Origin of the sequence: Synechococcus sp. 65AY6A5, assembly GCF_002760415.1 — a bacterium.
In the GTDB taxonomy this organism is placed as follows: domain Bacteria; phylum Cyanobacteriota; class Cyanobacteriia; order Thermostichales; family Thermostichaceae; genus Thermostichus.
Genome location: NZ_AXUW01000001.1, coordinates 790,896 through 814,237 on the forward strand (window position 1 = coordinate 790,896; position 23,342 = coordinate 814,237).

Here is a 23,342-nt window from a genome sequence, read left to right on the forward strand (position 1 = left end):
GAGGCGGCAACACCCCAGAGTTGAACTCCCATCCTCTACCCAATGAATCCACAGAATTTGTCGCGGGTGCTGTGCCTGAGCAATGGCCACGGGGAAGATGAGGTGGGCAGTCGCATCGCCCTGGCCCTGACCGGCCTGGGGATCTCGGTGCAAGCCCTGCCGATTGTGGGGGAAGGCACCGCCTATTGCCGCCGCGGCATCCCGCTGCTGCCCCTGACCCAGGTGATGCCTTCAGGGGGATTTATCTATCAAGATTGGCGGCAGTTGTGGCGGGATCTGCGCGCTGGCTTGCTGGGCCTGACGGGGCGGCAACTGGCTTTGGTTCGCCGGGCGGCGGCTCAGGTCGAGCTGGTGCTGGCGGTGGGGGACATTGTGCCTTTGTTAATGGCCTGGTGGAGCGGCAGCCCCTACGTCTTCGTGGGCACAGCCAAGTCGGACTATTATTGGCGGGACGAACAAGGGCCCTACCGACGCGCTTGGCTGGGACAGCCGGTTTCCGATTACCTGCCCTGGGAGCGCTGGCTCATGGCCCGCAGGCGCTGTCGCGGCTCCTTCTTGCGAGATGAGCTGACGGCCACCGCTCTGCAAAAACGGGGCCTCCGGGCTTTCTACCTGGGCAACCCGATGATGGATGACCTGGAGCCGCGGGGAGAATTGCCTTTGGATCCCGACCGGCCCGCGGTGCTGCTGCTGCCGGGATCCCGCCCGCCGGAAGCCTACCGCAACTGGGCCTTGATGATGCAGGTGGTAGAGCAACTGCCGCCGGAAATCCAAGTTTACGCCGCCCTCAGCCCTAACCTGGAGCGGAACCCCCTTCAAGAGCGGATCCCTGCTCGACGCCGCGACCTGCTCCTGGTGTGGGGAGATTTTGGCACCTGTGCTCACCGGGCAACAGCGGTGCTGGCCATGGCGGGGACGGCCACGGAACAATGCGTGGGCCTAGGGAAGCCGGTGGTCACCCTGCCGGGGGAGGGGCCGCAATTTACCCCCCGCTTTGCCGAAGCTCAAACCCGTCTCCTGGGATCCGCAGTCCACCTCACTTCACCCCAGCAGGCCCCTGCCGTGCTCTGCCGGATTCTGAGCCGCCTGGCCAGCGATCCCGCTTACGCCGACCAACTGCGAGCCCACGGGCAGCGGCGTATGGGATCCCCTGGCGCTGCTCAGCGCATTGCCGCCCAGATTAAAGCCTGGCTCCCCAACCCCGCTGGCTAAGTCCGCCCCACCCTCTCCATCAAGTCGTCCAGCTCTGCGTAGTCCGGCAGCGCCGTGTCGATGGGCTGACCTTGGCGCAGCACCACCCGGTCGTGCTGGGGTCGGGAAAGCAGCTCGTCAAACCCCCGCCCCTTGAACAGCACCAAGTCTGCCGGCAGGCCCACCCCAATCGCCCCGGCCTCTACCAAGCCCATCATGCGGGCCGGGGTGGCAGTGATGGCCTGCGGCCAATCCCCATAGGGGGTGTCCAGGTGCAGGATGCGGGTGGACTCCCGAAACACTTCTAGGCCATCGTGATCTCCAAAGCCGTAGAAGGGATCCCGGCAGTTGTCGCTGGCGATCATCACCGGCACGCCCAAGGCTTTGAGCTCGTGCAGCAGCGTCACCCCCCGCCAGCGGGGCGTGTGGCCGGGGCGGCGGTCTTGCAAATAGAGATTGCACAGGGGCAGGCTGACCACGGCGATCCCCGCCTCCTTCACCAGGGCCATGGTCTGGTGGGCCACCTGCGGCGGCTGCACCGCCAAACTGCAGCAGTGGCCGCACACCACCTGGCCTGCAAACCCATGGCGCAGGGCTGCCGCTGCCACATGCCGCAACGTCAGGGATTCAGGGTCGTCTGTCTCATCGGTATGAAAATCCAGATCCAGCCCCCGCTCCTGGGCCAGGGCAAACACCCGCTCCAACTGCTTATCCAGCTCCGGCCCCATCGCCGCCACTCCGCCCAGGATCCCGCCCAGCTCCGCCACCTTGTCCGCCAGCTTCTCCCCTGCCGGTGTGAGAAAAACATCCAAGTAGGTCAGCGTCACCGCCTGCAGCTCTAGCCTGCCCGCCCACTCTCGGCGCAACTGGGCAAAGACTTCCCAGCTCACCTCGGCTTGAGGGCCCTCGCAAACCAGGTGGGTGCGCACCGCCTGGGATCCATGGGCGTAGCTGCAGCGCAGGCCAAAGTTGCAGCGGCGGTAGACATCCTGCCAAAGTTTTTCTCGCCTGCCGGCGTAGGCCCGCTCCATCTTGGCCCAGTCTTCCTGCTCGGCCCGGGTGGCCCCGGCAAAGGTGCCGTCGGGGTTGGGGCTGCGCGGCCACACGTGCCCTTTGTCCAGGTGGGTGTGGATATCGACAAAACAGGGCCACACCTGGCCCCGCCTTAGATCTACACTCGGGATTCCCTGGGGCGGGATCCCTGTGGCCGCTCGGATATGGCCAATTCGCCCTTCCCTAATCTCCAGATCCAGCAGCACCAAGCCCTCTCGGTTGGGAACCGCCGCTGGCACCACATCCTTCAGCACCGAGATGGGAACTTGGGCATTCAGCAGCCAGTAGCGGGCAGCGCCAGGGATCTGCACAGTGGTACAGCAATTAGGCAAACTGGCCCACCACCTGCATGGCAAAGCTCAGCAAAATAAAGGCCAACCAGGGGGAGAAGTCCAGGCCGCCGATGGGGGGGATGAGGCCGCGGAAGAGGTTGAGATAGGGATCCGTGAGCTGGCTGAGCACCGACAGAATGGGGTTAGACCAGTTCAGTTGCGGGAACCAGCTCAGCAAAATCCGCACAATCAACAGCGCGTTGTAAATGACGATGAACTGGTAAAGGGAGCGAAACAGCAAAGACGCGGCACTGCCGTAGACCAGCCCCAGAGAGAGGCCGTCTGTCCAAGGGAGAGGGAGCAACAAAGGGCTGAGCATCATGGTTAGAAACAGCGAGGGAACAACTCTTCAACAACTTAAGCGCTGTCGGCAGAGGCAGACCTGATCCAGGAGAGCAACTCAGCCGAGAGGCGAGAACGCTGGCACTCCCCAGAGGAGAAAGCCAGTGCCGCCTCTAGTTTGGCATGGACAGGGGTCCCCTGCTTAAGGCTTTTCCTCGACAGCGCTAGAAGATATCTCCTTGACGAGCAGTTGTGCGCGGGTGGCCTGGATCGCCTCGTTCAACTCGGCAATCTTGGCTTCGAGGGTGCGGCGGGCCTGGGCAATCCGCTCTGTTTCCTGTTCCCACTCCCTCCAGTCGCCGGAGCTGGGCACAGCCGGCTCACCCGAGGCTCGGAGGCGCGGTCGTTCAGGAGGGACAGAGGTGCCGTTGAGACGGTCGGGATCCCGGCGCTGGCCTTCGGCGGATCCCTTGCTTAGTCGGGGGGCCAGCACAAAGGCGATCACCCCGCCGATGATCCCGCCCAACACAGCGCCGGCTACCACACCGGCAATGAAGTCGCCTTTCTGATCTGCCACGCTTTTGTCCAGCTCACCAAACTTAAGCTATCTTTTTCCGTTTTACCTTTCCTGTCCCACTCCCGCCAGCCAATTCGGCCAGGGCTGGGGAAGTCGCCAGGGGCTGAGCCGCTCCAGGTGGGCCTGCACCTGTTCCCTCAACTCGGCCAAAGTATGTTGCAGATCGCTGGTTGAGGGCAGGGATCCCAGTGCCGCCTGCCAGAGGTGAGTTGGAGACAAGTCGGGGCTGATCACATGCCACAGCCGCTGCAGCTCCTCAAAGTGAAGGCGGTCATCTTCCGTGAGAGAAAGCACCAACTGGCGGCGCAGTTCACGGGCCTCCTCCGACATCAGGTAGCGCAAACCCATGCGGGCGGTGGGTACCCAATCCAGCCCCCCATCGCTGCGGGCAATTTGGATCAGGTTCTCCAAGCGGTTCCAGCGGAACTTGCCATCTTTAATTAGCACTTGCAGCAGCCGCTGGCGAATGCGGGGCGATTCGTCCGTCAGCAGGCGCTTGGCCACATAGGGATAGGCCACGCCGACAATGCGAAACTGCGGATAGAGGCTGAGGGCCACCCCCTCTTGGGTAACCAAAGAGCGGATGACCAACGCAAAGTGGGAGGGCACCTGAAAGGGGTAGCGGTACATCAAATCGGAGAACTGGTCGGTGGCGGTTTTGAAGTTAAAGTTGCCCACCTCCTGGTTCAACACATCCGCCAACACCGTCTCCAAAGCAGGGATCAGCTCTTGACGGTTGACATCCGGCTGTAAAAAGCCCAAGTGAATAAAATCGTCGAACAAGGCGTCGTAGTCGCGATCCACCAGGTGAACCAGCGCGTCCACCAGGTACTCCTTCATTTCTTCGGTGAGCTGATCCATCATGCCAAAGTCGATGTAGGCCAGGCGGCCATCGGGGAGGGCAAACAGGTTGCCCGGATGGGGATCGGCGTGGAAAAAGCCGTATTCCAGCAACTGCTTCAGTCCGGCCACCACGCCGATGCGCACCAGTTGTTTCACCTCCAAGTTGGCCGCCCGAATGCGCTCCACATCGGTGAGCTTGATGCCGTCAATCCACTCCAGGGTCAACACCCGGCGGGTGCTGTAGGCCCAAAAGATGCGCGGCACATACACATCGGGATCGCCGCGAAAGTATTCGGCAAAGCGCTCGCAGTTCCGTCCCTCCTGCAGGTAGTCGATCTCCTCAAACAGCTTGCGACCAAACTCATCCACCACCGCCGTCAAGGTGTTGCCCAGGTTCAGGGGCAGCCAAGGCCCCAGCCAGGTGGAGGCCCAGCGGATGAGGTACAGATCCAGGCTCAGCCGCTCCCGCAGGTGGGGCCGTTGCACCTTCACCGCCACCCATTCGCCACTGTGCAGTTGCGCTTTGTAAACTTGGCCCAAGCTGGCGGCAGCCACCGGCTCGGGCGAGATCTGGGCGTAGATCTCGGTGATCGGACGGCCCAACTCTGACTCAATGCGGGCAAACGCCTCCTGGGAAGGAAAGCTGGGCAATTGATCCTGCAGCTTGGTGAGCTCTTCCAAGTAGTCTTTGCGCACCAAGTCCGGTCGCGTCGAGAGGGCCTGCCCCACCTTGATGAAGGTAGGCCCTAGGTCAGTGAGCAGCTTGCGCAACTGCTCTGCCCGCTGGGGCACTTTGCGATCGCCCTGTCCCCAAAGCTGATCCCAGCGTAGACAGAGAACAAACCAGAGGAGGGGCCAGAGAATGGCCAGCGCCCGACCCATCACCCGGAGCAGGCGCCAGCGGTAGTAACGAGTGATGAATTGCGGATCGTAAACTTCTAGGTCGGCAATGGAGGAAATCCTGTTAACCACGCTCAAGGGATCTCACAATCTGTTTTTAAAGCTCTTAATATCTATCGTAATCTATCGTAATGGCAAAAGCCTCTTGTTTTCTCTTATCTTGCTTAACAGCGCCTCCTCAGCGTTCGCCAGCCAGGTTCTCGGCCAAAGCCGGCTTCCCCCGATCAAATGACGGTGTTGTCCGGGATCACCGAGTCCTTGATGATGGTGACGATGCCGTTGCTGATCCAGATCCCTTCCTCTTCCCGCTGCGCTTCGCTGACGTGATCCTTGTTGAGGATGCGGACATTGCGCCCGATGCGGGCGTTTTTGTCCACGATGGCGTTGACGATGTGGGAGTTGGCGCCGATGCCCACCGGTGGGATCCCAGCCTCCAGCTTGGCCTGCCGCTCTTCTGCCGACTCGTAGTAATCGGCCCCCATGACCAGGGTATTCTCTACAATGGTATTGGCCTCCAGGCGGCTGCGAATGCCGATGATGGAATTGCGAATTTGAGCATTTTTGATGATGCAACCGTCGGCAATCATGGAGTTGACGATCTGGGAATCGAGGATTTTGTTGGGGGGCAAAAAGCGTGGGCGGGTGTAGATGGGCATTTCGCTGTCAAAGAAGCTGAAGGGAGGGTTGGGCTGCTGCACCAGCGCCAGGTTGGCTCGATAAAAAGCCTCGATGGTGCCGATGTCCTCCCAGTAGCCCTTGAACGGGTAGGCCTGCAGATGGTACTTGCCGATGGCTGACGGCAGCACCTCTTTGCCGAAGTCGGTGTGCTCCTTCACCTTCAGCATCTCGATGAGGGCCTCCCGCCTGAATACATAGATGCCCATCGAGGCGATGTAGGGCTTGGCTTTGGCCTCTTCCGGGCTGAGGCCGAGGGCTTGGGTATCCACCTGACAGGCTTTCAGCAGCTCCCCTTGCGGCTTTTCTTTGAAATCGACGATCCGTCCATCGGCGTCGATCTTGAGCAAGCCAAAACCCGAAGCCACTTTTTCTTCGCAGGGGAGCACCGCCAGCGTCACATCGGCTCCGGTTTGCCGGTGATAGTGAATAAAGGGGCGGTAGTCCATGCGGTAGAGGTGATCCCCCGATAGGATGAGGAAGTCACGCGGCTTCCAGGAGTCCATCAGCCAGAGATATTGGCGAACGGCGTCAGCCGTGCCCTGGAACCAGTCGGGGTTATCGGGGGTTTGCTGGGCCGCTAGGATATCTACAAAGCCGCCGGTGAAGGGAGACAGGCGGTAGGTATTGATGATGTGGCGGTTTAGCGAGGCGGAGTTGAACTGCGTGAGGACGTAGATCTTATCGATATCGGAATTGATACAGTTGCTAACCGGAACGTCGATAAGGCGATACTTGCCTGCTAGAGGTACAGCCGGCTTGGCGCGGCGCTTGGTTAGAGGATAGAGGCGGGTGCCCCGCCCACCGCCTAGGATAATTGCCAGTACATCGCGCATGGTGGTTCTCCACCAGGTTACACCCAATAGCATAGACCGCGGCGAGGGGAAGCGGCTGCAACGGCCCTGGGGAAGCTGATGGCACGCATCCTGGCCTTTACCAACAACAAGGGCGGCACTGGCAAGTCCACCCTCTGCGTCCACGCGGCCCAGTTGACGGCCCAGCGGGGCCACGCCGTTCTGCTAGTCGATCTCACCTCCCAAACCACCGCCAGCAGCTTTTACCTCGAAGAGGCCGGATCCCTTCCCCCAGAGGAGACCGTTTGGGCTAGCCTCCACCCTCACCACCAGCGGCCTCTGGAGGAAGTCATCTATTGCACCGACAAGGGAGTGGATGTGGCGCCCTCCCACCGCACCATGGCCGAAGTGGCGGCCCAACTGGCGGCTGCTGGCGACTCCGGGCAAGACCTGTTGCAGCATCAGCTCGCTCCCCTGCTGCCGGATTACGACTTTGTCTTTCTCGACACGCCAGGGGAGCTGAATGCCCTCACCGCCAATGCTTTGCGGGCAGCCCAGCGGGTGTTGATCCCGACACGGCTCAACCGCGTCGACTTCTCTTGTACAGAGGTGACCCTGCGCTATGTCGAGTCCCTGAAGGGCGAGTTGAGCCAAGTCCGCGCCATCTTGACCATGCTGGACGACCGCTACTTGCCAGGGGGCATCTGGTCCGGATCCCATACCGGGCAATTGTATGTGCAAGCGCAACAGATTTTTGCGGATGTGCTTTCACCCGTTACCATTCCAGATAGCAGCGATTTGCGCACCGCTTTTGACTACGGCTTGACGGTCATGGACTATCGGCCTGGCTCGGTGGTGTGTCAGCGATTGGAGCAGTTTGTCGAACATGAGGTGCTCTTGTGACTGGATCGGACCGTAGCCTCTTTCCTTCTTCGGGAGAAACTTCCCGCACTCGGCGCAAGGCCAGTGCTAAAACCAGTTCAGAGCCCACCCCTGCAGAATCTACTCCCACGGGCGAGGAGCCGACAACGATGTCTTCTCAGTCTCCTACAGAACCAGCCCCAGAATCGCCGGACCTTGAAACCCTCAAAAGCCAACTGGCCGAAGCTCAACAACTTTTGCAGGACTACCAAAACAAAGTCTCTGCCCTGCAAGCTCAGCTACAGCAAGTCACTGCCCACCGCGACGAATTGCAGAAGGCGCTGGCCCAGTTACAGGCGGTGGCCGAGGAGCGGGCCAAGACCATTCAGGAACTGCAAAGCCGCCGAGGGCAAGTCGCACCTTTACCCAAGCCGCAACCCCAGCCTTCGCCTCTGCACGCGCAAAAGAAGATCATGAATCGGCCCATCTTTGACAACGTGTCGCCCACCGACGAAGATATGCCCCCCTACATGCTGGACTAGGCAGTTGGTACTAGTCTGGATTGCGCCGGAGGAAAGGAGGGTGTAGGGTTAGGGATCCCTGTCTGCTCGGTTGCCGTTCCGGTCTGCACGCTATGACTCCATCCCAGGCGAAGATGACTGTTTCTGGCGATGCCATTCCGCCCCACGGGGGCACCTTGGTCAACCGCATTGCCTCCCCTGAGCAGGCGCAGGAGCTGCGCTCCAAAGCTGAACACTGCCCCATCCTCCACCTCGACGAGCGGGCCCAGTCGGATCTGGAGATGATCGCCATCGGGGGCTTCAGCCCGCTCACCGGCTTCATGGGGCGGGAAGATTACCAGTCGGTTCTGGAGACGATGCACCTGGCCAACGGCCTGGCTTGGTCGCTGCCGGTAACGCTGCCGGTCTCTGCCGAGATAGCTGCCGATCTCAAGGAAGGGCAGACCATTGCCTTGGCCAATGCCGAGGGCAGGCTCTTGGGCCTGTTGGAATTGACCGAGAAGTTCACCTACGACAAAACCCGCGAAGCGCAGCAGGTCTACCGCACTACCGATGAGCAGCATCCGGGGGTGAAGGTGCTCTACCAACAGGGATCCGTCTATTTGGCCGGCCCTGTAACTCTCTTGCAGCGGGATCCCCATCCCCTTTTCCCGGCCTACCAGATCGACCCGGCCCAGTCGCGGCAACTGTTTCGGGAAAGAGGCTGGAAAACCATTGTCGGCTTTCAAACCCGCAACCCCATCCACCGCGCCCACGAGTACATTCAAAAGTGCGCTCTGGAAATCGTGGACGGGCTGTTTCTCCACCCGCTGGTGGGGGCCACCAAAAACGACGACATCCCCGCCGAGGTGCGCATGCGCTGCTACGAGGTGCTGATCGAAAAGTACTTCCCCAAGGAGCGGGTGATCCTGGCCATCAACCCTGCGGCCATGCGCTACGCCGGCCCGCGCGAGGCCATCTTCCACGCCCTCGTTCGCAAAAACTACGGCTGCACCCATTTTATTGTGGGCCGGGATCACGCCGGGGTGGGCAACTACTACGGCCCTTATGATGCCCAGCACATTTTCGATGAGTTCCGTCCCGAGGAACTGGGCATCATCCCCCTCAAGTTTGAACATGCCTTCTATTGCACCGTCACCGGCACCATGGCCACGGCCAAGACCAGCCCCAGCCAGCCCCACCAGCGCATCCACCTCTCGGGCACCAAGGTGCGGGAAATGCTGCGCCGCGGCGAGATCCCCCCGCCGGAGTTCTCCCGCCCCGAGGTAGCCCAACTGCTGGCCGAAGCTATGCGTGAGCGGGGACAGCCTGAGTAGGGGCAAAAAGAGCCTGCTCCAGCCCAGGCCCTCTGTGTTCTTGGGGAGTCGGCCAAGCTGAAATAGGGCGCTGCCTCCTTGCCTAGGCTGACTCCGCTAGATTGATCGTTGGGTTGCGGTCGCAGAGCCCCCAGGTATCAGCTTAAAACCGGTTCTGTACATGGGCATCACCGGCCAGTCCTCTGGCGCAGCCTCAGGGATACCAAACCATAAACAAACCCACGCCCAAAAGCAGGGGAAGGATGCTGCTCTCCTAGGAAACTCTCGCCAGGAAGCCCTCCATGGGCAGCAACAGACCTCATCCCGCCTCAAAGCGGAGCTGGTCGGGATCCACATAATAGCAGCGGGCATTGTCAACACAGATCAACGCCCAGCCATTTTGGTCAACATCGACCAACGTATACTCGGATTGAGGGATGAAGTGGCCCTGGTGGTTGCGGGTCTCGCCTTTAACCCAAACGGTCTGACGGTTCATCTTCAAGTTCCTCCAATTTACAGTCAAAGAAAATCAAAAGCAGAACTCAATTTCAATGCAAGTCGATGCAAGAAGTGTCACACCAAACAGAAACCCTTGCATCTCCTCAAAGCCCAACAAATCCACAGGCTTGCGTGGGATGCAAGCTAACTCACAGCGGTGCCAGAATACCGTCTTGCGATTTGGTAAGAGAAGTCTAGCACCAACTCTATGAGAATATTGTTAAAAGTTGCGGATTAAGTTGACAAGCTCTAGATTTTCCTAAATTCTTGTTGCAAAATCGGGTTAAGCCTGCTTAACCTGCTTGGTCTACTTCAAATAGCCATTGGTGCATCTTGCTCAACTGAGGCCAATTGGGACGGCGGTTCCCTCCCTCTGCCAAGTTAGATTTGACCCCCTCGATCTGCTCGGGATCCCGCGCCAAGATTTGCTTGATGATCTCCACCTGCTGGCGTACCCCTGTTTTTTTCAGCTCCAGCATCGCCAAAGTCAAGTTCACCCGCGGCTGGGCGTCCACCGGGTCTAGCTTCACAGCAGTTTGGGCAGCTTTCAGGGCTTTTTCCGCTTGCCCCTCCAAAAGATAGAGCCAGGACAAGCAAGTCCAGGCTGCTGCCGCCTTCGGGGATCCCTTACAAATGGCCTCGAAGGAAGGGATCAGCGTCTTGGCCGCTTCCCCCGCCTCGTAGCGCCGGATCCCTTCCTGAAACAATTCTTCAATGGCTGCGCTCATCGTTCTCAACTCGGCATAATGACGTATTGACAAGTGCACTACTTTATGGGTGTAAGGCTGCTCTTGCCTGTTCGCTCATCTGCTGAAGTGCACCGAGGTCGGGGAGAGGGATCCCTTCCCCTTCCGCCAGCCATAGCCAGTACTCGATGTTGCCGGCAGGGCCAGTGATAGGCGACCACGTATAGCCCTGCACCCGCCAACCGCGACTCACTGCCGCCTGCATCACCGTCTGGAGCACGCGAGCGTGGATAGACGGATCCCGCACTACCCCCCTTTTGCCCACCTGGCCTCGGCCCGCCTCAAACTGCGGCTTGACTAGCAGCAAGGCTTCCCGCGGCGAGCGCAACAGCTTCCACAGAGGATCCAACACCTTAGTCAGGGAAATAAAGGAGAGATCCACCACTGCCAGATCCGGCCAGTTGGGAGTGGGCACCTCGGTTCCGTAGAGATCGGCTGGCTGAAGATAGCGCAAGTTGGTTCGTTCCTTAAGGATTACCCGCGGGTCAGTTCGCAAAGACCAGGCCAATTGGCCATAGCCCACATCCACCCCATAGACCCGCTGCGCCCCTCGTCGCAGGAGGCAATCGGTGAAGCCCCCAGTGGAGATGCCAGCATCCAAACAGATGCGACCCTGGACTTGAATGGGAAAAGCTTGCAGTGCCCCCTGAAGCTTTTCTCCTCCTCGCGAGACAAAAGCAGACTTGGCCTGGATGTGGACTACAGGATCTCCGCTTACCCACGTCCCGGCTTTTTCCGCCCGTGCTCCGTTGAGGAAGACTTCTCCCGCCAAGATAGCCCGCTGCGCCTGCTGGCGCGAAGAAAAATACCCTCGCTCCACCAGCCAGGTATCCAGGCGGACTCGCTCGGCCATGCCCCAGCCACTGGCCTTCCACTCCACCAAGATAGACGACCGGGATCCCTTCTGTCAGCCGCGACTTAGCCAAAGCGTCCGCTCACATACTCTTCCGTCTCGCGGTTGGCGGGAGAGTTGAAGATCTTCTCGGTGCGGTCAAACTCTACCATTCGTCCGTAGCGGATCCCTCTCTCGTCAAGTTCAGTGTTGAAGAAGGCAGTGAAGTCGGACACGCGAGCTGCCTGCTGCATGTTGTGGGTGACGATGATGATCGTGTAGCGACGGCCCAATTCCTTAAGCAGCTCCTCAATGCGCAGCGTAGAAATCGGATCCAGCGAGGCGCAAGGCTCGTCCATTAGAATTACCTCCGGCTGAATGGCCAGGGTGCGGGCAATGCAGAGGCGCTGCTGTTGTCCACCGGAGAGGGAAAGGGCGCTCATCCTCAACTTATCTTTCACCTCATCCCAGAGAACGGCCTGGCGCAGTGCCCGCTCCACGAGCTCGTCCAGATCCCCCTGGTAGCCATTAATCCGGGGCCCAAAGGCAATGTTGTCGTAGACGGATTTGGGGAAGGGGTTGGGCTTCTGAAACACTAGGCCAACCCGCCGCCGCACCTCAGAGGGATCCACATCCGGGTCGTAGATGTTTTTCCCGTGGAAGATAACGGAGCCTTCTACCCTTGCCCCTGGGATTAAGTCATTCATGCGGTTGAAGCAGCGCAAAATAGTGCTCTTGCCGCAACCTGAGGGTCCAATAAAGGCTGTGATGTGATTTTTCGGGATCTTCAGGGAAACCTGCTTAACCGCCAGGTGGGAGCCGTAGTAGACGCTCAGATCCCGCGTCTCTAGTTCAACCTCCAACCGGGTGGGTTGCTCAGGAGAGCCCGACTTGTCAGAGAGTGGAGAGCGCATAGGCGTGTTGAAAAGAAGATAACGTCACTGCAAGGCTTAGATAGTGATGGCTTCTTGGCGACGACTCACAAGGAGCCGGAAACTGACGGTGGTAATCAGGACCAAAATCACCAGAGCCAAAGCCCCTCCCCAGGCAAGCTTCTGCTGGTTTTCAAAGGGGACAAGGGCAAAGTTGTAGATCAACACAGCCAGCGAGGCCACTGGCTTCAACAAACCGCTGGGCCAGAGAAAGCTAAACAAAGCCGTGAAGATCAGGGGCGCCGTCTCACCTGCAGCGCGGGCAATGGCCAACGTCACCCCCGTCAGGATCACCGGCAGAGCCGCTGGCAACACCACGCGAAACACCGTCTGCACTCGCGAAGCCCCCAACGCATAGGCAGCAGCCCGCGTATCGGCCGGCACCAGGCGCAGCGCCTCTTCACAGGACAAAATGATGATAGGCAGGGTCAGCACCGATAGAGCCATCCCGCCGGCAAGGGCCGAGAAGGTTTTGGAGGAAAGCACCAGCACCCCATAGGCAAACACCCCGGCAATGATGGAGGGAACCCCCGTCAACACCTTGATAACGAAGCGCAGAAAGGAGGCCGCGGGGCTGTTTTTGCCAAACTCCGAGAGATAGATGGCTGCGAATAGACCAATGGGGAATGTGATGGAGATAGCAATCGACACCACAATAATCGTCCCCAGCACCGCATTGCCAAATCCGCCCACCTGATCGCCCGGAGGAGGGGGAAGCTGGGTCAGCGTCTGCCAGTTCAGGCGCTCGATGCCCCTGGTGAAAACGTAGTAGAGGATGAGAGCCAGCACAAAAATGGCGAAGATGCTGGAGATAGCTGTCAGCGCTGTCATTCCTACATCCAAGAAGATGCGCTGCCAGGGCTTCGCTCTGCGCTTAAACCAATTGCCTTGCTCTACCGCCTGCACTTGCGCTGTCATGTTCCTCTACTCCCACGAAGCTGTTAGCGCAAACTTGACACGGCGTATCATCAGCTCCGCCGCAATGTTAACCACCAGAGTGATGGCTAACAGAATCAAGGCCAAATACATAAGTGCTGCAACCTGCTCGGGGCCCGCTTCCGCAAACTCGTTGGCCAATAGGGCTGGGATGTTGCTGGCAGGAGCCAGAAGCGAGATGCTAATGCCGCGGGCATTCCCAATCAGCATCGCTACTGCCATCGTCTCCCCTAGGGCGCGTCCCAAACCCAAAACCACCGCTCCCAGGAGGCCGCCAATTGCTGCCGGCAGCACGACACCAAAGATGGCTTCCCAGCGAGTGGCTCCCATCGCATAGGCAGCCGCCCGCAACTCTGGCGGAACGGACACCAGCATTTCCCTGGCGATGGCAGTAATGATGGGGATGATCATGATCCCCAAGACAACCCCCGATGTCAGCATCCCAGGCCCTACTGGTGGTGTGCTGAAAATGGGCAGCCAGTTGAAGTGCTGGAACAAAAACATCTGTATAGGGCGGAAGAAGGGGACGAAGATAAACAACCCCCAAATGCCGTAGACCACACTGGGAATGGCTGCCAGCAGCTCCACCACGATGATCAAGGCTGTGCGCAAAGGCTTGGGCAAAAAGTCCTCGCTCAAAAAGATGGAGATGCCAAAGCTTAAGGGAACGCCCACGATCAGAGCAATCAGAGAAGTTACCAGCGTGCCGTAGATCTGGGGCCAAGCACTGTAAATGTCCACAACAGGATCCCAGGTGGTGCCCCAGAAAAAGCCCAGCCCGAACTTCCGAATGGCAGGTAGCGCCTGAATCCCAATCTCCAGGGCAATCCACAACAGTAGGAAAGCCGAGAAAAAGACGGCGATCCGCGTTGCCCAAATAAATAGCCAGTCGCGCCGGCGCTGGAAGACGGGCCGGGGCCGAAATAGAGAACTGCTCTCCGAAAAGGTAGTGGTCATCTGCTGGGTAGGGGGTACAAACCTCTACAAAGTGATGCTTTCCAGGGCAGCCAGAGCTTTCTTCCAAACCTCTACGGAGTGATTTTTTCCAGGGCAGCCAGAGATTTCTTTCGCGTTTCCTCCGGCAAAGGCACATAGCCCAGCGGCTCCGCAAAGGATTGCCCCTCGGTGAGGGCGTAGCGAAGAAACTCTCTGACAGCCTTGGAGGTTTCAGCTTTGGGGTAGACTTGGTAAGCCAAGATCCACGTGTAGCCCACAATGGGGTAGGAGTCTTCCCCTTCGGGATCTGGGTCAACCCCCAGCAGCCGCTCGTCGAGCTTGATTCTCGCCAGCGCTGCCTGCTCCGTCTCAACTTTGGGGACGACGAACTTGCCTGCCCGGTTTTCCAGGCGAGCGAAATTTAGGTTGTTGAGCTTAGCAAAGCCGTACTCCACATAGCCGATTGAGCCAGGAATCTGCTTGATTTGTTCAGAAACGCCTTCGTTACCGCGAGCTCCCACGCCAGTTGGCCAGTTCACGGAAGAGCCACGGCCCACTTTTTGCCGCCATTCGGGGCTAATGGCGTTGAGGTGGGTGGTAAAGATGTCGGTGGTGCCACTGCCATCAGAGCGGTGCACAACAGTAATCGGCAGATCTGGGAGAGTCACGCCTGGGTTAAGGCCAGCCAGCAGCGGATCGTTCCACTTCTTGATCTTGATCTTGCCCAGGAAGATATTGGCCAGCGCCAGGCGAGAGAGGCGAATTTCAGGACCTACGCCGGGGACGTTATAGGCTGCCACCAATGCCCCGCCCACCATAGGCACGGCCACCATGCCCTTGGGAGGGTTGGCTTCACCCTCAATCTTGCTAATCTCCTCAGGACGCGGCACGCTATCACTGGCGCCGAAGTCGACAGTGCGGGCCACAAATTGCTGACGGCCAGCGCCGCTCCCCACCGATTGGTAGTTGACTTGGATGTTGGGGTTTTTCTTGCCAAATTCTTGGGCCCACGTTTGGTAGAGGGGGGCCGGGAAGGTAGCTCCAGCGCCGTTGATGGTTATCGTCTTCTGCTGGGCAAACACTCGCTGCCAGCCGGCCTGACTTGCCGCAAAACCCGCAGCAACTGCCGACAAGGACTTAAGGAAAGAACGACGACCCAAGGAATGCGACATCAACATACAGAGATCTCTCCACTGAAGAGCGTGTCCTAGCCCAGGTCAAAAAGCTGCAACTGTGAAACCTAACTCCAAGAGTTCAGTCCACCGGGCCGAAGAGAGCACAGGATCTCGTTGAGACCCCAGCCCTTGCAACTCAGTCGCTAATCGGTCGCTAAGTGTAACGTAAGGTCAACCCTTTTTGGGTCAACAAGAGGTTAAATTCAGGTTATTTCTAGGTTATTTCTAGGCCCAGCAGCCGAGGTCGCGACTGTCGGGCTTAATCAGGGTAGAGACCCCAGGGGGAGGCTGGGGCTGGGCTGACATTGGTCGGGGGAATGCCTAGAATAGAGAGCTGTCAAGAGAGTGGGTGCCTTCCTCCTATGGCAAAAGATGTGCAGGTGATGCTGCGCCAGGCGGTTCCTGGGCTCGGCAAGCCGGGAGAGGTGGTGAGTGTCAGGCCGGGCTATGCCCGCAACTACCTTTTCCCGCGGCAGATGGCGGTGCGGCTTACGCCTGGACTTCTCAAGGAGCAGCAGATGCGGCGGGAGCAGGAAGCAGCCCGCAAGCTGGCTGAGAAGCAACAGGCGGAAAACTACAAAAAGGCTTTGGAGACGATTGGCCGTTTTGTCATCCGCAAGAAGGTGGGCGAAAAAGACCTGCTCTTTGGACAGGTAACTGCCAGCGATATTGCCGAGGTGGTGCTGGCTACCAGTGGCCTCGATATCGACCGCCGCAATGTCCTACTCGATGAGGAGATCAAGAAAACTGGGGTTTACCTGGTGCAGGTGAAGTTACACCCCGAGGTTACCGCTACGCTGCGCATTCAGGTCACGCCTGAGTAGAAAAGAGGTTCTGGTTCAGACGGCTATGCCCACTTGGCCCGCTGCGCTAGGGTGTGCAGCCTAGCAGTCGGAGAGCGGGGGAGAGCTTGGTTTTTCTACCCTGGCTGGTGGTGATTAGCGATTACGACCTGAGCGGTGGGGATCGGCTTCCGCCTCAGAACATAGAAGCTGAGGAGGAGATCTTGGGCGGCATCCTCCTTGACCCTGAGGCGATGGCGCGGGTGGCGGAGCTCTTGCGGCCTGAGATGTTCTACCTCTCCGCCCACCAGGAGATCTACCGGGCTGCTCTGCAGTTGTACAGCCAGGGCCAGCCCACTGACCTGACCACTGTTTCTGCCTGGTTGGCAGATCACCAGCTCTTGGAGCGGGTGGGAGGAACGGCGGCAATTCGCCGCCTAGTGGAGCAGACGGTTAGCAGTGTCAACATTGACCAGTATGCCCGTCTGGTGGTGGACAAATACATGCGCCGCCGGCTGATTCAAGTCAGCAACACCTTGGCGCGTCTGGCCTACGACACTAGCCAGCCTCTCCCTCAGCTCCTGGATCGAGCCGAGCAAGAGGTGTTCAGCCTCACCCAGGAACGGGTGCAGCGCAGCCTTGTTCCAGCCTCGGAAGTTTTGGTAAACATCTTCTCAGAGTTGGAGGAGAGGTTCCAGAGCGGGGCTCAGATCCCTGGGATCCCGACCAAATTCATTGACCTCGACAACCTGACCCAGGGCTTGCAGCGGTCGGATTTGGTCATCCTAGCCGGCCGTCCCTCGATGGGAAAGACCAGCCTGGCTCTTAACATTGCCCAAAATGTGGCTGCCTACGTCAAGCAACCGGTGGCCATCTTCAGCCTGGAGATGTCGCGGGAGCAACTGGTGCAGCGGCTCTTGGCCAGCGAGGCGCGCATTGATAGTAGCCGTCTGCGATCCGGGCGCATCAGCGAGAATGAGTGGCAACGCCTGGGGCAGGCGATTGGCTTTTTGTCGCAACTGCCTTTGTTTATCGACGACACGCCCAACTGCACGGTTACAGAAATTCGCTCTAAGGCGCGGCGTCTGCAGGTGGAGCAAGGAGGGACGTTGGGGTTGGTGTTGATCGACTACTTGCAGCTCATCCAGGGATCTGAGTCCGACAACCGGGTGCAGGAATTGTCGCGCATTACCCGCGGCCTCAAGGCGCTAGCCAAAGAGCTGATGGTGCCGGTGCTGGTGCTATCTCAGCTCAGCCGGGCAGTGGAGTCGCGCTCAGACAAGCGTCCGCAACTGGCAGATTTGCGGGAGTCGGGTTGTCTAGCCGGCGATACCCGCGTGAGGGACGTGGATCGCGGCAAGATCTGGCGGCTGGAGCAACTGGCAGCCCTGCCGCCTTCAGCAGAACTGCCGCGCCTGCTCAGCCTCAATGGGCGCGGGCGGCTGGTGCCCCAACAGCCAGTGAGGGTATTTTGCAGTGGGCGGCAGCCCACATGTCTTCTAAAAACCCGCCTCAACTTTTCCATTCGTGCCACTGGCAACCACCCTTTCCTAACTCGGGACGGCTGGAAAACCCTCGACGAGCTGCAACTGGAGGAGGAGGTGGCGGTGGTGGTGCAGGAGGGGTTGATCTGGGATCCCGTCGTCTTCATTAGCGAGCCGGGGGAGCCGCAACCGGTTTACGACATCGAGATGCCCCGCCACCACAACTTTGTGGCCAACGGCCTGCTGGTGCACAACAGCATCGAGCAGGATGCCGACGTGGTGATGATGATCTACCGGCCCGAGTACTACGATCCCAACACCAGCGATCGCGGCATTGCCGAGGTGATCGTCGCCAAACATCGCAACGGCCCTACTGGCACCGTACGCCTTTTGTTTGAAAGCCAGTACACCCAGTTTCGCAACCTGGCGGATCCCTATCGGTGAGCGAAAGCCGCAGCAGAAGTAGATCGGGACTCCTTTCAAGGACAGGTCCGGGGTGCGAGGTGTTAGCCTGAGATTGCCCCCCTAGGGCAGGTTGCTGTTGCTGGCTACCTCCCTCTGCCTAAAGCCATATGTTCAAAAGCCTGTTGATCGCCACCGATTGCCGCGATGGACTGCAGCGTTTTGGCAAATGCCTAGAAGAGCTTTACCTGAATGGGATTGAGCGCGTTGCTTTTGTGCATAGCGTTGCTCGGCAGGACGACGACATTGGCCTTCCCGAAGACCTCACCCCCAAAGTGCAGGCGCAACAGGCTCGCTTACACGAGGTGTTGAGCGCCGTTCCTGCAGGGCTGGAAGTCAAAGTCTTGGTGCAGGCGGGCAAGGCGGTGGATCTGATTTTAAGAGGGATCCAAACCTGCAGCTCCGACTTGCTAATCACAGGCATGGGGATCCACAATCTGCTCACCGAAAAACTGTTTGGAAGCACCACCTTGGAGCTGCTGCCGAAGCTGACCATCCCGGTAATGGTGATGCGTCCGCAACTCATCGCCGCCTTTACTCTGGAAGAATTGCGCCTGCGCAGCCGCCACCTATTTCGCTCCCTCCTAGTGCCTTTTGACTTTGAGGAGCCCCGCCGGCAGCTCCTCAGCCGTCTTGGCCAACTGCTGCCAGGAACTTCCCAGTGTCAGGCCATTACGCTGCTCTATGTGGTGGATCCCAGCGCCCGCCGCAACCAGGGATCGCCGGCAGAAGAGCTCAAGCGCAGGGCCGAGGCCGACTTGGCCCGGTTAGTCGAGCCGCTGGTCGAGCAGGTAAAACCGGTGCAGTTGCGGGCCTTGGTGCGGGTGGGATCCCCGCTTCAGGAAATCCTAGCCACCGCTGCTGAGGAGGACATGACCGCCATTGCCACCGCCTCCCCACGGGTGGGGACCTTTTGGGAGTGGTCAATCCGTAGCCTCACCGGCGAGATTCTACGGCAAAGTTGGCATCCGGTGTTGTTTTTCCCGCGCGGTTCCTTAGCGTAGTAGAGCTGCCCAACCCCCCTTCTATGCCGCTTGACCAAACCTTGAAGGAACTGTTCCAGGCGGTGGCTCAGGGGAAGCTCTCTCCCGAGCAGGCCCTGCAAGCCTGTCGCTTCCTGCCTTTTGAGGCGGTAGGAGACTTCGCCCGGGTGGATCACCATCGCCTTCTGCGCACCGGCTTTCCCGAAGCCGTGTGGGGGCCGGGCAAAACTCCCGAGCAGATTGCCCAGATTCTGGAGCGGCTGCACCGCCAGGGATCCCTAGCTTTGGCCACCCGCGTCGATCCCTCGGTCTATGCCCAAGTTCGCTGCCGCTTGCCCCAGGCCCAGTATTCTCCTGTAGCGCGCTTGTGCTGGATCCCTCCCCAAAAGGTGCATAGCTATCCCGGCCAGATTAGCGTGATCTCCGCTGGCACTGCCGACGTGCCGGTGGCTGAAGAGGCCGCTCTCACCGCCGAGCTCTCCGGGTTTCAGGTCAACCGCCTCTGGGATGTGGGAGTGGCCGGGATCCACCGCCTGCTGCACCACCGCGCCGCTCTGGAAGCCGATGTGCTCATTGTAGTGGCAGGCATGGAGGGAGCCTTGGCCAGCGTGGTGGCGGGCCTGGCAGACTGTCCGGTAATCGCTGTGCCCACCAGCGTTGGCTACGGGGCCAGCTTCCAGGGCTTGGCTGCCCTACTGACCATGCTCAACTCCTGTGCGGCGGGAGTGGGAGTGGTGAACATCGACAACGGCTTTGGGGCTGCGATTCTGGCCGGCCAGATCCTGCGCTGTGGCCAGCGGCTGGCGTCGCGATTGCCCTCGCCTGCATCCCCTGGAGAGGGAGAAGGTTAAGAAATGTAAAACAATCCTAAGCCAGACAGGCTATACTCAGGCCATGGCTAGGCCGGGATTTTGGCTGTCTCCGCTGGGAGGTTGTTTCCAAGAATTGAGGGGTGGGTTCTTTCCTCAGGTATCATTCTTGGGGCGCTCCCTAACGACCATAAAAACGACCATAAAAATGAAAGCAAATGAAAGGAGTTGTCGATTATAGGATAGCAGTCTGGGGTTGGCTGCACTGAACGAACGATTTTTTAGCCGGGGTACATGAAGCTTGCTGCTATGTCCATCGAGGCAATAAATACCGCTGTGGCTCTTGTTCAGGGGATCGTTCAGTCCTTCACTTGGACGGATCTCTTTTTGGTGGTGGCTCTGGTGTTTTTGGAAGCAGCCCTCTCTGCTGATAACGCCGTCGCCCTAGCTGCTTTGGTCAAGCATTTGCCCACCCCCCAGCAACAGAACCGGGCTTTGCGCTGGGGCATCATTGGCGCCTATGGTTTTCGCATCGCCATTGTGTTTGCAGCGGTTTGGCTGGTGGAGTATCCGCCCGCTCAGTTTCTTGGGGCCTGTTACTTGCTCTGGCTGGCCTGGCAGCATTTTCGCGGGGAAGAAGAAGGACCCGAGCAAGACATCACTCGCCAGGCCAATTTTTGGCAAACTCTGGTGATGGTAGAGCTGACGGATCTAGTCTTTTCTTTCGACAGCATCGCCGCTTCGGTGGGCGTCTCCCGCAAGGCTTGGGTGATCATCCTCGGCGGCATTCTCGGCATCACCCTGATGCGCTACATGGCCTCTTTGTTCTTGCGCTGGCTGGATGAGTTTTCCCGCCTGGAAGATGCTGCCTTTGCCATCATCGCCCTGGTGGGAAGCCTCATGCTGCTGGAGGTGTTTTTCCCCCAAATTGAGCTCCCGGAATGGGGGATGGTGCTGGCTGTGCTGCCTTTGTTTGTCTGGGGCTTTTCGCAGCGCCGCAGTCCTTCTCCTCCAGCCGTGGCCCAGCCAGATTCGACTCTGCCCAGTTCGACGGAAGGGATCCCTGCCGGCTTAGCCGCTCTTGCTGAGGTTGAGTCTGCCGCTGAGCTGGACTAAGGGAGCCCAGGGAGGAATTTCGGATCCCTGGGGCCGGTGAACGCCGGCAGGTTGTTCGGGCAACGGGAGGGCCTTGTAGACTAGTAGTGGAGGCAAGCCACCGGAGGAAGGTATCCTGATTCCGCAGTTTTGCCAGAAGTGGTGGGCAAAGTGCTGCCAGCAAGCCATTGCCACAAGCAGGGACAGCCAGCAGAAGCCGCCAGCAGGGGTAGAGAATGGTCAACCTCAGCCCCTTTCCTCTCCAGCCAAGGTAAACGATCCGATCCCTCTGGTAGAGCTGCGGCAGGTCTGCAAGCGCTTTGGGTCTACGGTGGTGCTGGATGGGATTGACCTCAAGGTGTACCGGGGCGATGCCCTAGGAGTGGTGGGGCCTTCCGGCACCGGCAAATCGACCTTGCTGCGCATTATTGCCGGCCTGACGGAGCCGGAGGCTGGCGAGGTGCTCTGGTGTGGGATCCCGCTGCCGGAAATTCAGGCCGGCCATCAGACTCCCCCCCTGCGGGTAGGCATGGTATTCCAGCAAGCGGCCCTCTTCGACTCCCTGACGGTGGAAGAAAACGTCGGTTTTTTGCTCTATGAGCACTCGCGGCTGCCGCGGGCACGCATTCGGGAGCTGGTGGCGGCCAAGCTGGAGGCGGTGGGGCTGGCGGGCAAGGAGCACAGCCTGCCGGAGGAGCTTTCTGGGGGGATGCGCAAGCGGGCCAGCTTCGCCCGCGCCATCATGGAGGATCCGTCGCTGCCCCAGGACGAGCCGCAACTGCTGCTCTACGACGAGCCCACAGCAGGCTTGGATCCCATTGCTTCCACCGTGATCGAAGATCTCATCCGGGATCTGCAGCGCGTGAAAAAAGCTTGCGAGAGCTACATTGTGGTGACCCACCAGCACAGCACCATCTACCGCGCCACCGACCGGATTGTGCTCTTGGCCCAGGGGCGGGTGCAGTGGGAGGGATCCGTGCAAGAGATCGAAACGTGCGACAACCCCTTTGTGCGGCAATTTTTCAGCGGTAGCGTAGAAGGGCCAATTCAAGTGGCAGGGCAGGTGTGATGCGTTCGCGAGCAATCCGAGAAGGGGCGGTGGGCCTGTTGATCTTGGCGGGGGCACTGGGCTTTGCCGGGCTGTTTTTGTGGATCTACAACTTGCGCTTCGGCAGCCGCGGCTTTCGGTTCACCGTCACCTATCCCAATGTGGCCGGCCTGGCGGAAGGCTCCAGCGTGCGGCTGCGGGGAGTAGCTGTGGGCCGGGTGGAGCGCATCCTGCCCCAGGCAGCCCAGGTGGAGGTGCAGGTGGCTATCGACCAGCCGCTGGTCATCCCGCGCGACGCCCTGTTTGTTACCACCCAGACGGGGCTGGTGGGGGAGACGGTGATGGATATCCTGCCGCAGGCGGCTGTGCAGCTAACAGGATCTCCCTTGGCAGCCGATTGCGACCGCAGCCAGATCATCTGCGATGGGGATAGGGTGGAGGGCGAGCCGGGCGTGGGTTTCGGCCAGTTGCTGGTTCAGGTGGATCGGCTGGTGACGCGCATCAACAACGATGAGTTCTTCGATACCCTCAACGCCACCTTAGAAGGGATCACCCGTGTTGCCAACAGCGTGGCCGACCTCTCGGAAACTGTGGAGAAGCAGGTGGCAGCCCTGCGCACCGAAGATCTGGACTTGTCGCAATTTACCTCGGCTGCTGTGGCTATCCAAGACGCGGCTGGAGCTGTGAGGGAAACGGCCCGCAGTTTTCAAGCGGCTGCCGATCGGTTCACCGTTCTGGTGGAACAGAACCGCACCTCCCTCCAGGCTGCCCTGGAAAACATCCAGCAGGTGAGCGCTGATCTGCAAGCCATGTCGAGCGCGGTTCGCCCGCTGCTTACCGATCCGCAACTGCAGGCGGATGTGCGCCAGATCCTGGCCGAGGTGCGAGCGGCGGCGGAGAACGTGTCCCAAGCTACCGACGATCTGCGGCAGCTTGCCGCCAGCCTCAACGATCCGGGCACCCTGGCGACCTTGCGCCAAACTCTGGACTCGGCCCGCATCACCTTTCAAAACGCGCAAAAGATCACTGCCGATATCGACGAGCTGACCGGGGATCCCCAGTTTCGTCGCGCTCTCCGGGAACTGGTGTTGGGGCTGAGCAACTTGGTCTCCAGCGCCCCTTCAGAGGAAGGGATCCGGCCTGCTGGGGCTCAGGATTATCGCTTCCATCAGAACCTCTGGGGTACTCCCGCCACAGCGCAGCTTGGCGGGATGGGGGATAGGCGGTGAGACGAAGGGGTTCAATGCCCCTGAGTCTCACAATCTGGGCGTTGCCTGCTGCTCGACATACTTCTTCAACT

At 59.6% G+C, this 23,342-nt stretch carries 23 protein-coding genes; 12 read left to right on the plus strand and 11 right to left on the minus strand.

The window, feature by feature from the left end; genetic code table 11:
• The first annotated feature begins 42 nt into the window (after window positions 1-42).
• Window positions 43-1,212, plus strand: a complete 1,170-nt coding sequence (locus SYN65AY6A5_RS03695; protein ID WP_011430409.1) for a lipid-A-disaccharide synthase-related protein — start codon at window positions 43-45, stop codon at window positions 1,210-1,212.
• Here the strand turns inward: SYN65AY6A5_RS03695 and SYN65AY6A5_RS03700 are convergent.
• The 5 genes from SYN65AY6A5_RS03700 to SYN65AY6A5_RS03720 all read right to left on the minus strand — a co-directional run bounded on the left by SYN65AY6A5_RS03700 (window position 1,209) and on the right by SYN65AY6A5_RS03720 (window position 6,689).
• Window positions 1,209-2,576, minus strand: coding sequence for a cytosine deaminase (locus SYN65AY6A5_RS03700; RefSeq protein WP_346426092.1), 1,368 nt, complete (start codon window positions 2,574-2,576; stop codon window positions 1,209-1,211). The two genes, SYN65AY6A5_RS03695 and SYN65AY6A5_RS03700, sit on opposite strands and share 4 nt — an antisense overlap.
• Window positions 2,569-2,898, minus strand: coding sequence for a YggT family protein (locus tag SYN65AY6A5_RS03705; protein ID WP_011430407.1), 330 nt, complete (start codon window positions 2,896-2,898; stop codon window positions 2,569-2,571). The genes SYN65AY6A5_RS03700 and SYN65AY6A5_RS03705 overlap by 8 nt, the downstream gene beginning before the upstream one ends.
• 162 nt (window positions 2,899-3,060) lie before the next feature.
• Window positions 3,061-3,435 (minus strand): hypothetical protein, encoded by a 375-nt coding sequence (locus tag SYN65AY6A5_RS03710; protein ID WP_011430406.1) that lies wholly within the window; start codon window positions 3,433-3,435, stop codon window positions 3,061-3,063.
• 42 nt (window positions 3,436-3,477) lie between these two features.
• On the minus strand, window positions 3,478-5,250 hold the full coding sequence (locus SYN65AY6A5_RS03715) for an AarF/ABC1/UbiB kinase family protein (RefSeq protein WP_099813174.1): 1,773 nt from the start codon (window positions 5,248-5,250) through the stop codon (window positions 3,478-3,480).
• 152 nt (window positions 5,251-5,402) lie between these two features.
• The gene (locus SYN65AY6A5_RS03720) at window positions 5,403-6,689 is read right to left on the minus strand and encodes a glucose-1-phosphate adenylyltransferase (protein ID WP_099812071.1); all 1,287 of its coding nucleotides are present in this window, start codon (window positions 6,687-6,689) and stop codon (window positions 5,403-5,405) included.
• A gap of 78 nt (window positions 6,690-6,767) precedes the next feature.
• Between SYN65AY6A5_RS03720 and SYN65AY6A5_RS03725 the strand changes: the two genes are divergently transcribed.
• The 4 genes from SYN65AY6A5_RS03725 (at window position 6,768) to SYN65AY6A5_RS14110 (ending at window position 9,970) form a co-directional block, all read left to right on the plus strand.
• Window positions 6,768-7,550 (plus strand): ParA family protein, encoded by a 783-nt coding sequence (locus tag SYN65AY6A5_RS03725; protein WP_099812072.1) that lies wholly within the window; start codon window positions 6,768-6,770, stop codon window positions 7,548-7,550.
• A 128-nt stretch (window positions 7,551-7,678) separates the two neighbouring features.
• Window positions 7,679-8,050, plus strand: a complete 372-nt coding sequence (locus SYN65AY6A5_RS03730) for a hypothetical protein (protein ID WP_011430402.1) — start codon at window positions 7,679-7,681, stop codon at window positions 8,048-8,050.
• 113 nt (window positions 8,051-8,163) lie between these two features.
• The gene (gene sat, locus SYN65AY6A5_RS03735) at window positions 8,164-9,345 is read left to right on the plus strand and encodes a sulfate adenylyltransferase (protein WP_168173349.1); all 1,182 of its coding nucleotides are present in this window, start codon (window positions 8,164-8,166) and stop codon (window positions 9,343-9,345) included.
• 160 nt (window positions 9,346-9,505) lie between these two features.
• Complete coding sequence (locus tag SYN65AY6A5_RS14110) at window positions 9,506-9,970, plus strand: hypothetical protein (protein WP_168173615.1); 465 nt, start codon at window positions 9,506-9,508, stop codon at window positions 9,968-9,970.
• A 145-nt stretch (window positions 9,971-10,115) separates the two neighbouring features.
• Here SYN65AY6A5_RS14110 and SYN65AY6A5_RS03740 read toward each other — a convergent pair whose 3' ends face one another.
• From SYN65AY6A5_RS03740 to pstS, 6 genes are all read right to left on the minus strand, one after another.
• Complete coding sequence (locus SYN65AY6A5_RS03740) at window positions 10,116-10,550, minus strand: hypothetical protein (protein ID WP_011430399.1); 435 nt, start codon at window positions 10,548-10,550, stop codon at window positions 10,116-10,118.
• 43 nt (window positions 10,551-10,593) lie between these two features.
• Window positions 10,594-11,421, minus strand: a complete 828-nt coding sequence (locus SYN65AY6A5_RS03745; RefSeq protein WP_099884492.1) for a TlyA family RNA methyltransferase — start codon at window positions 11,419-11,421, stop codon at window positions 10,594-10,596.
• 65 nt (window positions 11,422-11,486) lie between these two features.
• Window positions 11,487-12,314, minus strand: coding sequence for a phosphate ABC transporter ATP-binding protein PstB (gene pstB, locus SYN65AY6A5_RS03750; protein WP_099812076.1), 828 nt, complete (start codon window positions 12,312-12,314; stop codon window positions 11,487-11,489).
• A 36-nt stretch (window positions 12,315-12,350) separates the two neighbouring features.
• On the minus strand, window positions 12,351-13,250 hold the full coding sequence (gene pstA / locus SYN65AY6A5_RS03755) for a phosphate ABC transporter permease PstA (protein ID WP_099883929.1): 900 nt from the start codon (window positions 13,248-13,250) through the stop codon (window positions 12,351-12,353).
• Window positions 13,251-13,256: 6 nt separating this feature from the next.
• Window positions 13,257-14,225, minus strand: coding sequence for a phosphate ABC transporter permease subunit PstC (pstC, locus tag SYN65AY6A5_RS03760; protein ID WP_099883931.1), 969 nt, complete (start codon window positions 14,223-14,225; stop codon window positions 13,257-13,259).
• A 71-nt stretch (window positions 14,226-14,296) separates the two neighbouring features.
• Window positions 14,297-15,382, minus strand: a complete 1,086-nt coding sequence (pstS, locus tag SYN65AY6A5_RS03765) for a phosphate ABC transporter substrate-binding protein PstS (protein ID WP_099883933.1) — start codon at window positions 15,380-15,382, stop codon at window positions 14,297-14,299.
• Between the two features lie 359 nt (window positions 15,383-15,741).
• On the opposite strand from pstS, the gene rplI reads away from it, so the two are divergent.
• From rplI to SYN65AY6A5_RS03800, 7 genes are all read left to right on the plus strand, one after another.
• The gene (gene rplI / locus SYN65AY6A5_RS03770; RefSeq protein WP_011430393.1) at window positions 15,742-16,203 is read left to right on the plus strand and encodes a 50S ribosomal protein L9; all 462 of its coding nucleotides are present in this window, start codon (window positions 15,742-15,744) and stop codon (window positions 16,201-16,203) included.
• Between the two features lie 110 nt (window positions 16,204-16,313).
• Complete coding sequence (dnaB, locus tag SYN65AY6A5_RS03775) at window positions 16,314-18,089, plus strand: replicative DNA helicase (protein ID WP_099813175.1); 1,776 nt, start codon at window positions 16,314-16,316, stop codon at window positions 18,087-18,089.
• Between the two features lie 128 nt (window positions 18,090-18,217).
• Complete coding sequence (locus SYN65AY6A5_RS03780) at window positions 18,218-19,111, plus strand: universal stress protein (RefSeq protein WP_099883935.1); 894 nt, start codon at window positions 18,218-18,220, stop codon at window positions 19,109-19,111.
• A gap of 23 nt (window positions 19,112-19,134) precedes the next feature.
• Complete coding sequence (gene larB, locus SYN65AY6A5_RS03785) at window positions 19,135-19,941, plus strand: nickel pincer cofactor biosynthesis protein LarB (RefSeq protein WP_099812081.1); 807 nt, start codon at window positions 19,135-19,137, stop codon at window positions 19,939-19,941.
• A gap of 252 nt (window positions 19,942-20,193) precedes the next feature.
• Window positions 20,194-21,015, plus strand: a complete 822-nt coding sequence (locus tag SYN65AY6A5_RS03790) for a TerC family protein (RefSeq protein WP_228375215.1) — start codon at window positions 20,194-20,196, stop codon at window positions 21,013-21,015.
• A gap of 313 nt (window positions 21,016-21,328) precedes the next feature.
• On the plus strand, window positions 21,329-22,063 hold the full coding sequence (locus SYN65AY6A5_RS03795; RefSeq protein ID WP_240530975.1) for an ATP-binding cassette domain-containing protein: 735 nt from the start codon (window positions 21,329-21,331) through the stop codon (window positions 22,061-22,063).
• Window positions 22,063-23,271, plus strand: a complete 1,209-nt coding sequence (locus tag SYN65AY6A5_RS03800) for an MlaD family protein (RefSeq protein ID WP_099812083.1) — start codon at window positions 22,063-22,065, stop codon at window positions 23,269-23,271. Before SYN65AY6A5_RS03795 ends, SYN65AY6A5_RS03800 begins: the two co-directional genes overlap by 1 nt.
• Window positions 23,272-23,342 lie beyond the last annotated feature (71 nt).

Bases quoted from the DNA above. Each gene is read 5' to 3' on its own strand.
- SYN65AY6A5_RS03695 (WP_011430409.1), top strand. From the start codon at position 43: ATGAATCCACAGAATTTGTCGCGGGTGCTGTGCCTGAGCAATGGCCAC.
- pstB (WP_099812076.1), bottom strand. From the start codon at position 12,314: ATGCGCTCTCCACTCTCTGACAAGTCGGGCTCTCCTGAGCAACCCACC.
- SYN65AY6A5_RS14110 (WP_168173615.1), top strand. From the start codon at position 9,506: ATGGGCATCACCGGCCAGTCCTCTGGCGCAGCCTCAGGGATACCAAAC.
- SYN65AY6A5_RS03745 (WP_099884492.1), bottom strand. From the start codon at position 11,421: ATGGCCGAGCGAGTCCGCCTGGATACCTGGCTGGTGGAGCGAGGGTAT.
- SYN65AY6A5_RS03730 (WP_011430402.1), top strand. From the start codon at position 7,679: ATGTCTTCTCAGTCTCCTACAGAACCAGCCCCAGAATCGCCGGACCTT.
- SYN65AY6A5_RS03720 (WP_099812071.1), bottom strand. From the start codon at position 6,689: ATGCGCGATGTACTGGCAATTATCCTAGGCGGTGGGCGGGGCACCCGC.
- sat (WP_168173349.1), top strand. From the start codon at position 8,164: ATGACTGTTTCTGGCGATGCCATTCCGCCCCACGGGGGCACCTTGGTC.
- SYN65AY6A5_RS03740 (WP_011430399.1), bottom strand. From the start codon at position 10,550: ATGAGCGCAGCCATTGAAGAATTGTTTCAGGAAGGGATCCGGCGCTAC.
- pstS (WP_099883933.1), bottom strand. From the start codon at position 15,382: ATGTTGATGTCGCATTCCTTGGGTCGTCGTTCTTTCCTTAAGTCCTTG.
- rplI (WP_011430393.1), top strand. From the start codon at position 15,742: ATGGCAAAAGATGTGCAGGTGATGCTGCGCCAGGCGGTTCCTGGGCTC.
- SYN65AY6A5_RS03705 (WP_011430407.1), bottom strand. From the start codon at position 2,898: ATGATGCTCAGCCCTTTGTTGCTCCCTCTCCCTTGGACAGACGGCCTC.
- pstC (WP_099883931.1), bottom strand. From the start codon at position 14,225: ATGACCACTACCTTTTCGGAGAGCAGTTCTCTATTTCGGCCCCGGCCC.
- SYN65AY6A5_RS03790 (WP_228375215.1), top strand. From the start codon at position 20,194: ATGAAGCTTGCTGCTATGTCCATCGAGGCAATAAATACCGCTGTGGCT.
- larB (WP_099812081.1), top strand. From the start codon at position 19,135: ATGCCGCTTGACCAAACCTTGAAGGAACTGTTCCAGGCGGTGGCTCAG.
- pstA (WP_099883929.1), bottom strand. From the start codon at position 13,250: ATGACAGCGCAAGTGCAGGCGGTAGAGCAAGGCAATTGGTTTAAGCGC.
- SYN65AY6A5_RS03780 (WP_099883935.1), top strand. From the start codon at position 18,218: ATGTTCAAAAGCCTGTTGATCGCCACCGATTGCCGCGATGGACTGCAG.
- SYN65AY6A5_RS03800 (WP_099812083.1), top strand. From the start codon at position 22,063: ATGCGTTCGCGAGCAATCCGAGAAGGGGCGGTGGGCCTGTTGATCTTG.
- SYN65AY6A5_RS03725 (WP_099812072.1), top strand. From the start codon at position 6,768: ATGGCACGCATCCTGGCCTTTACCAACAACAAGGGCGGCACTGGCAAG.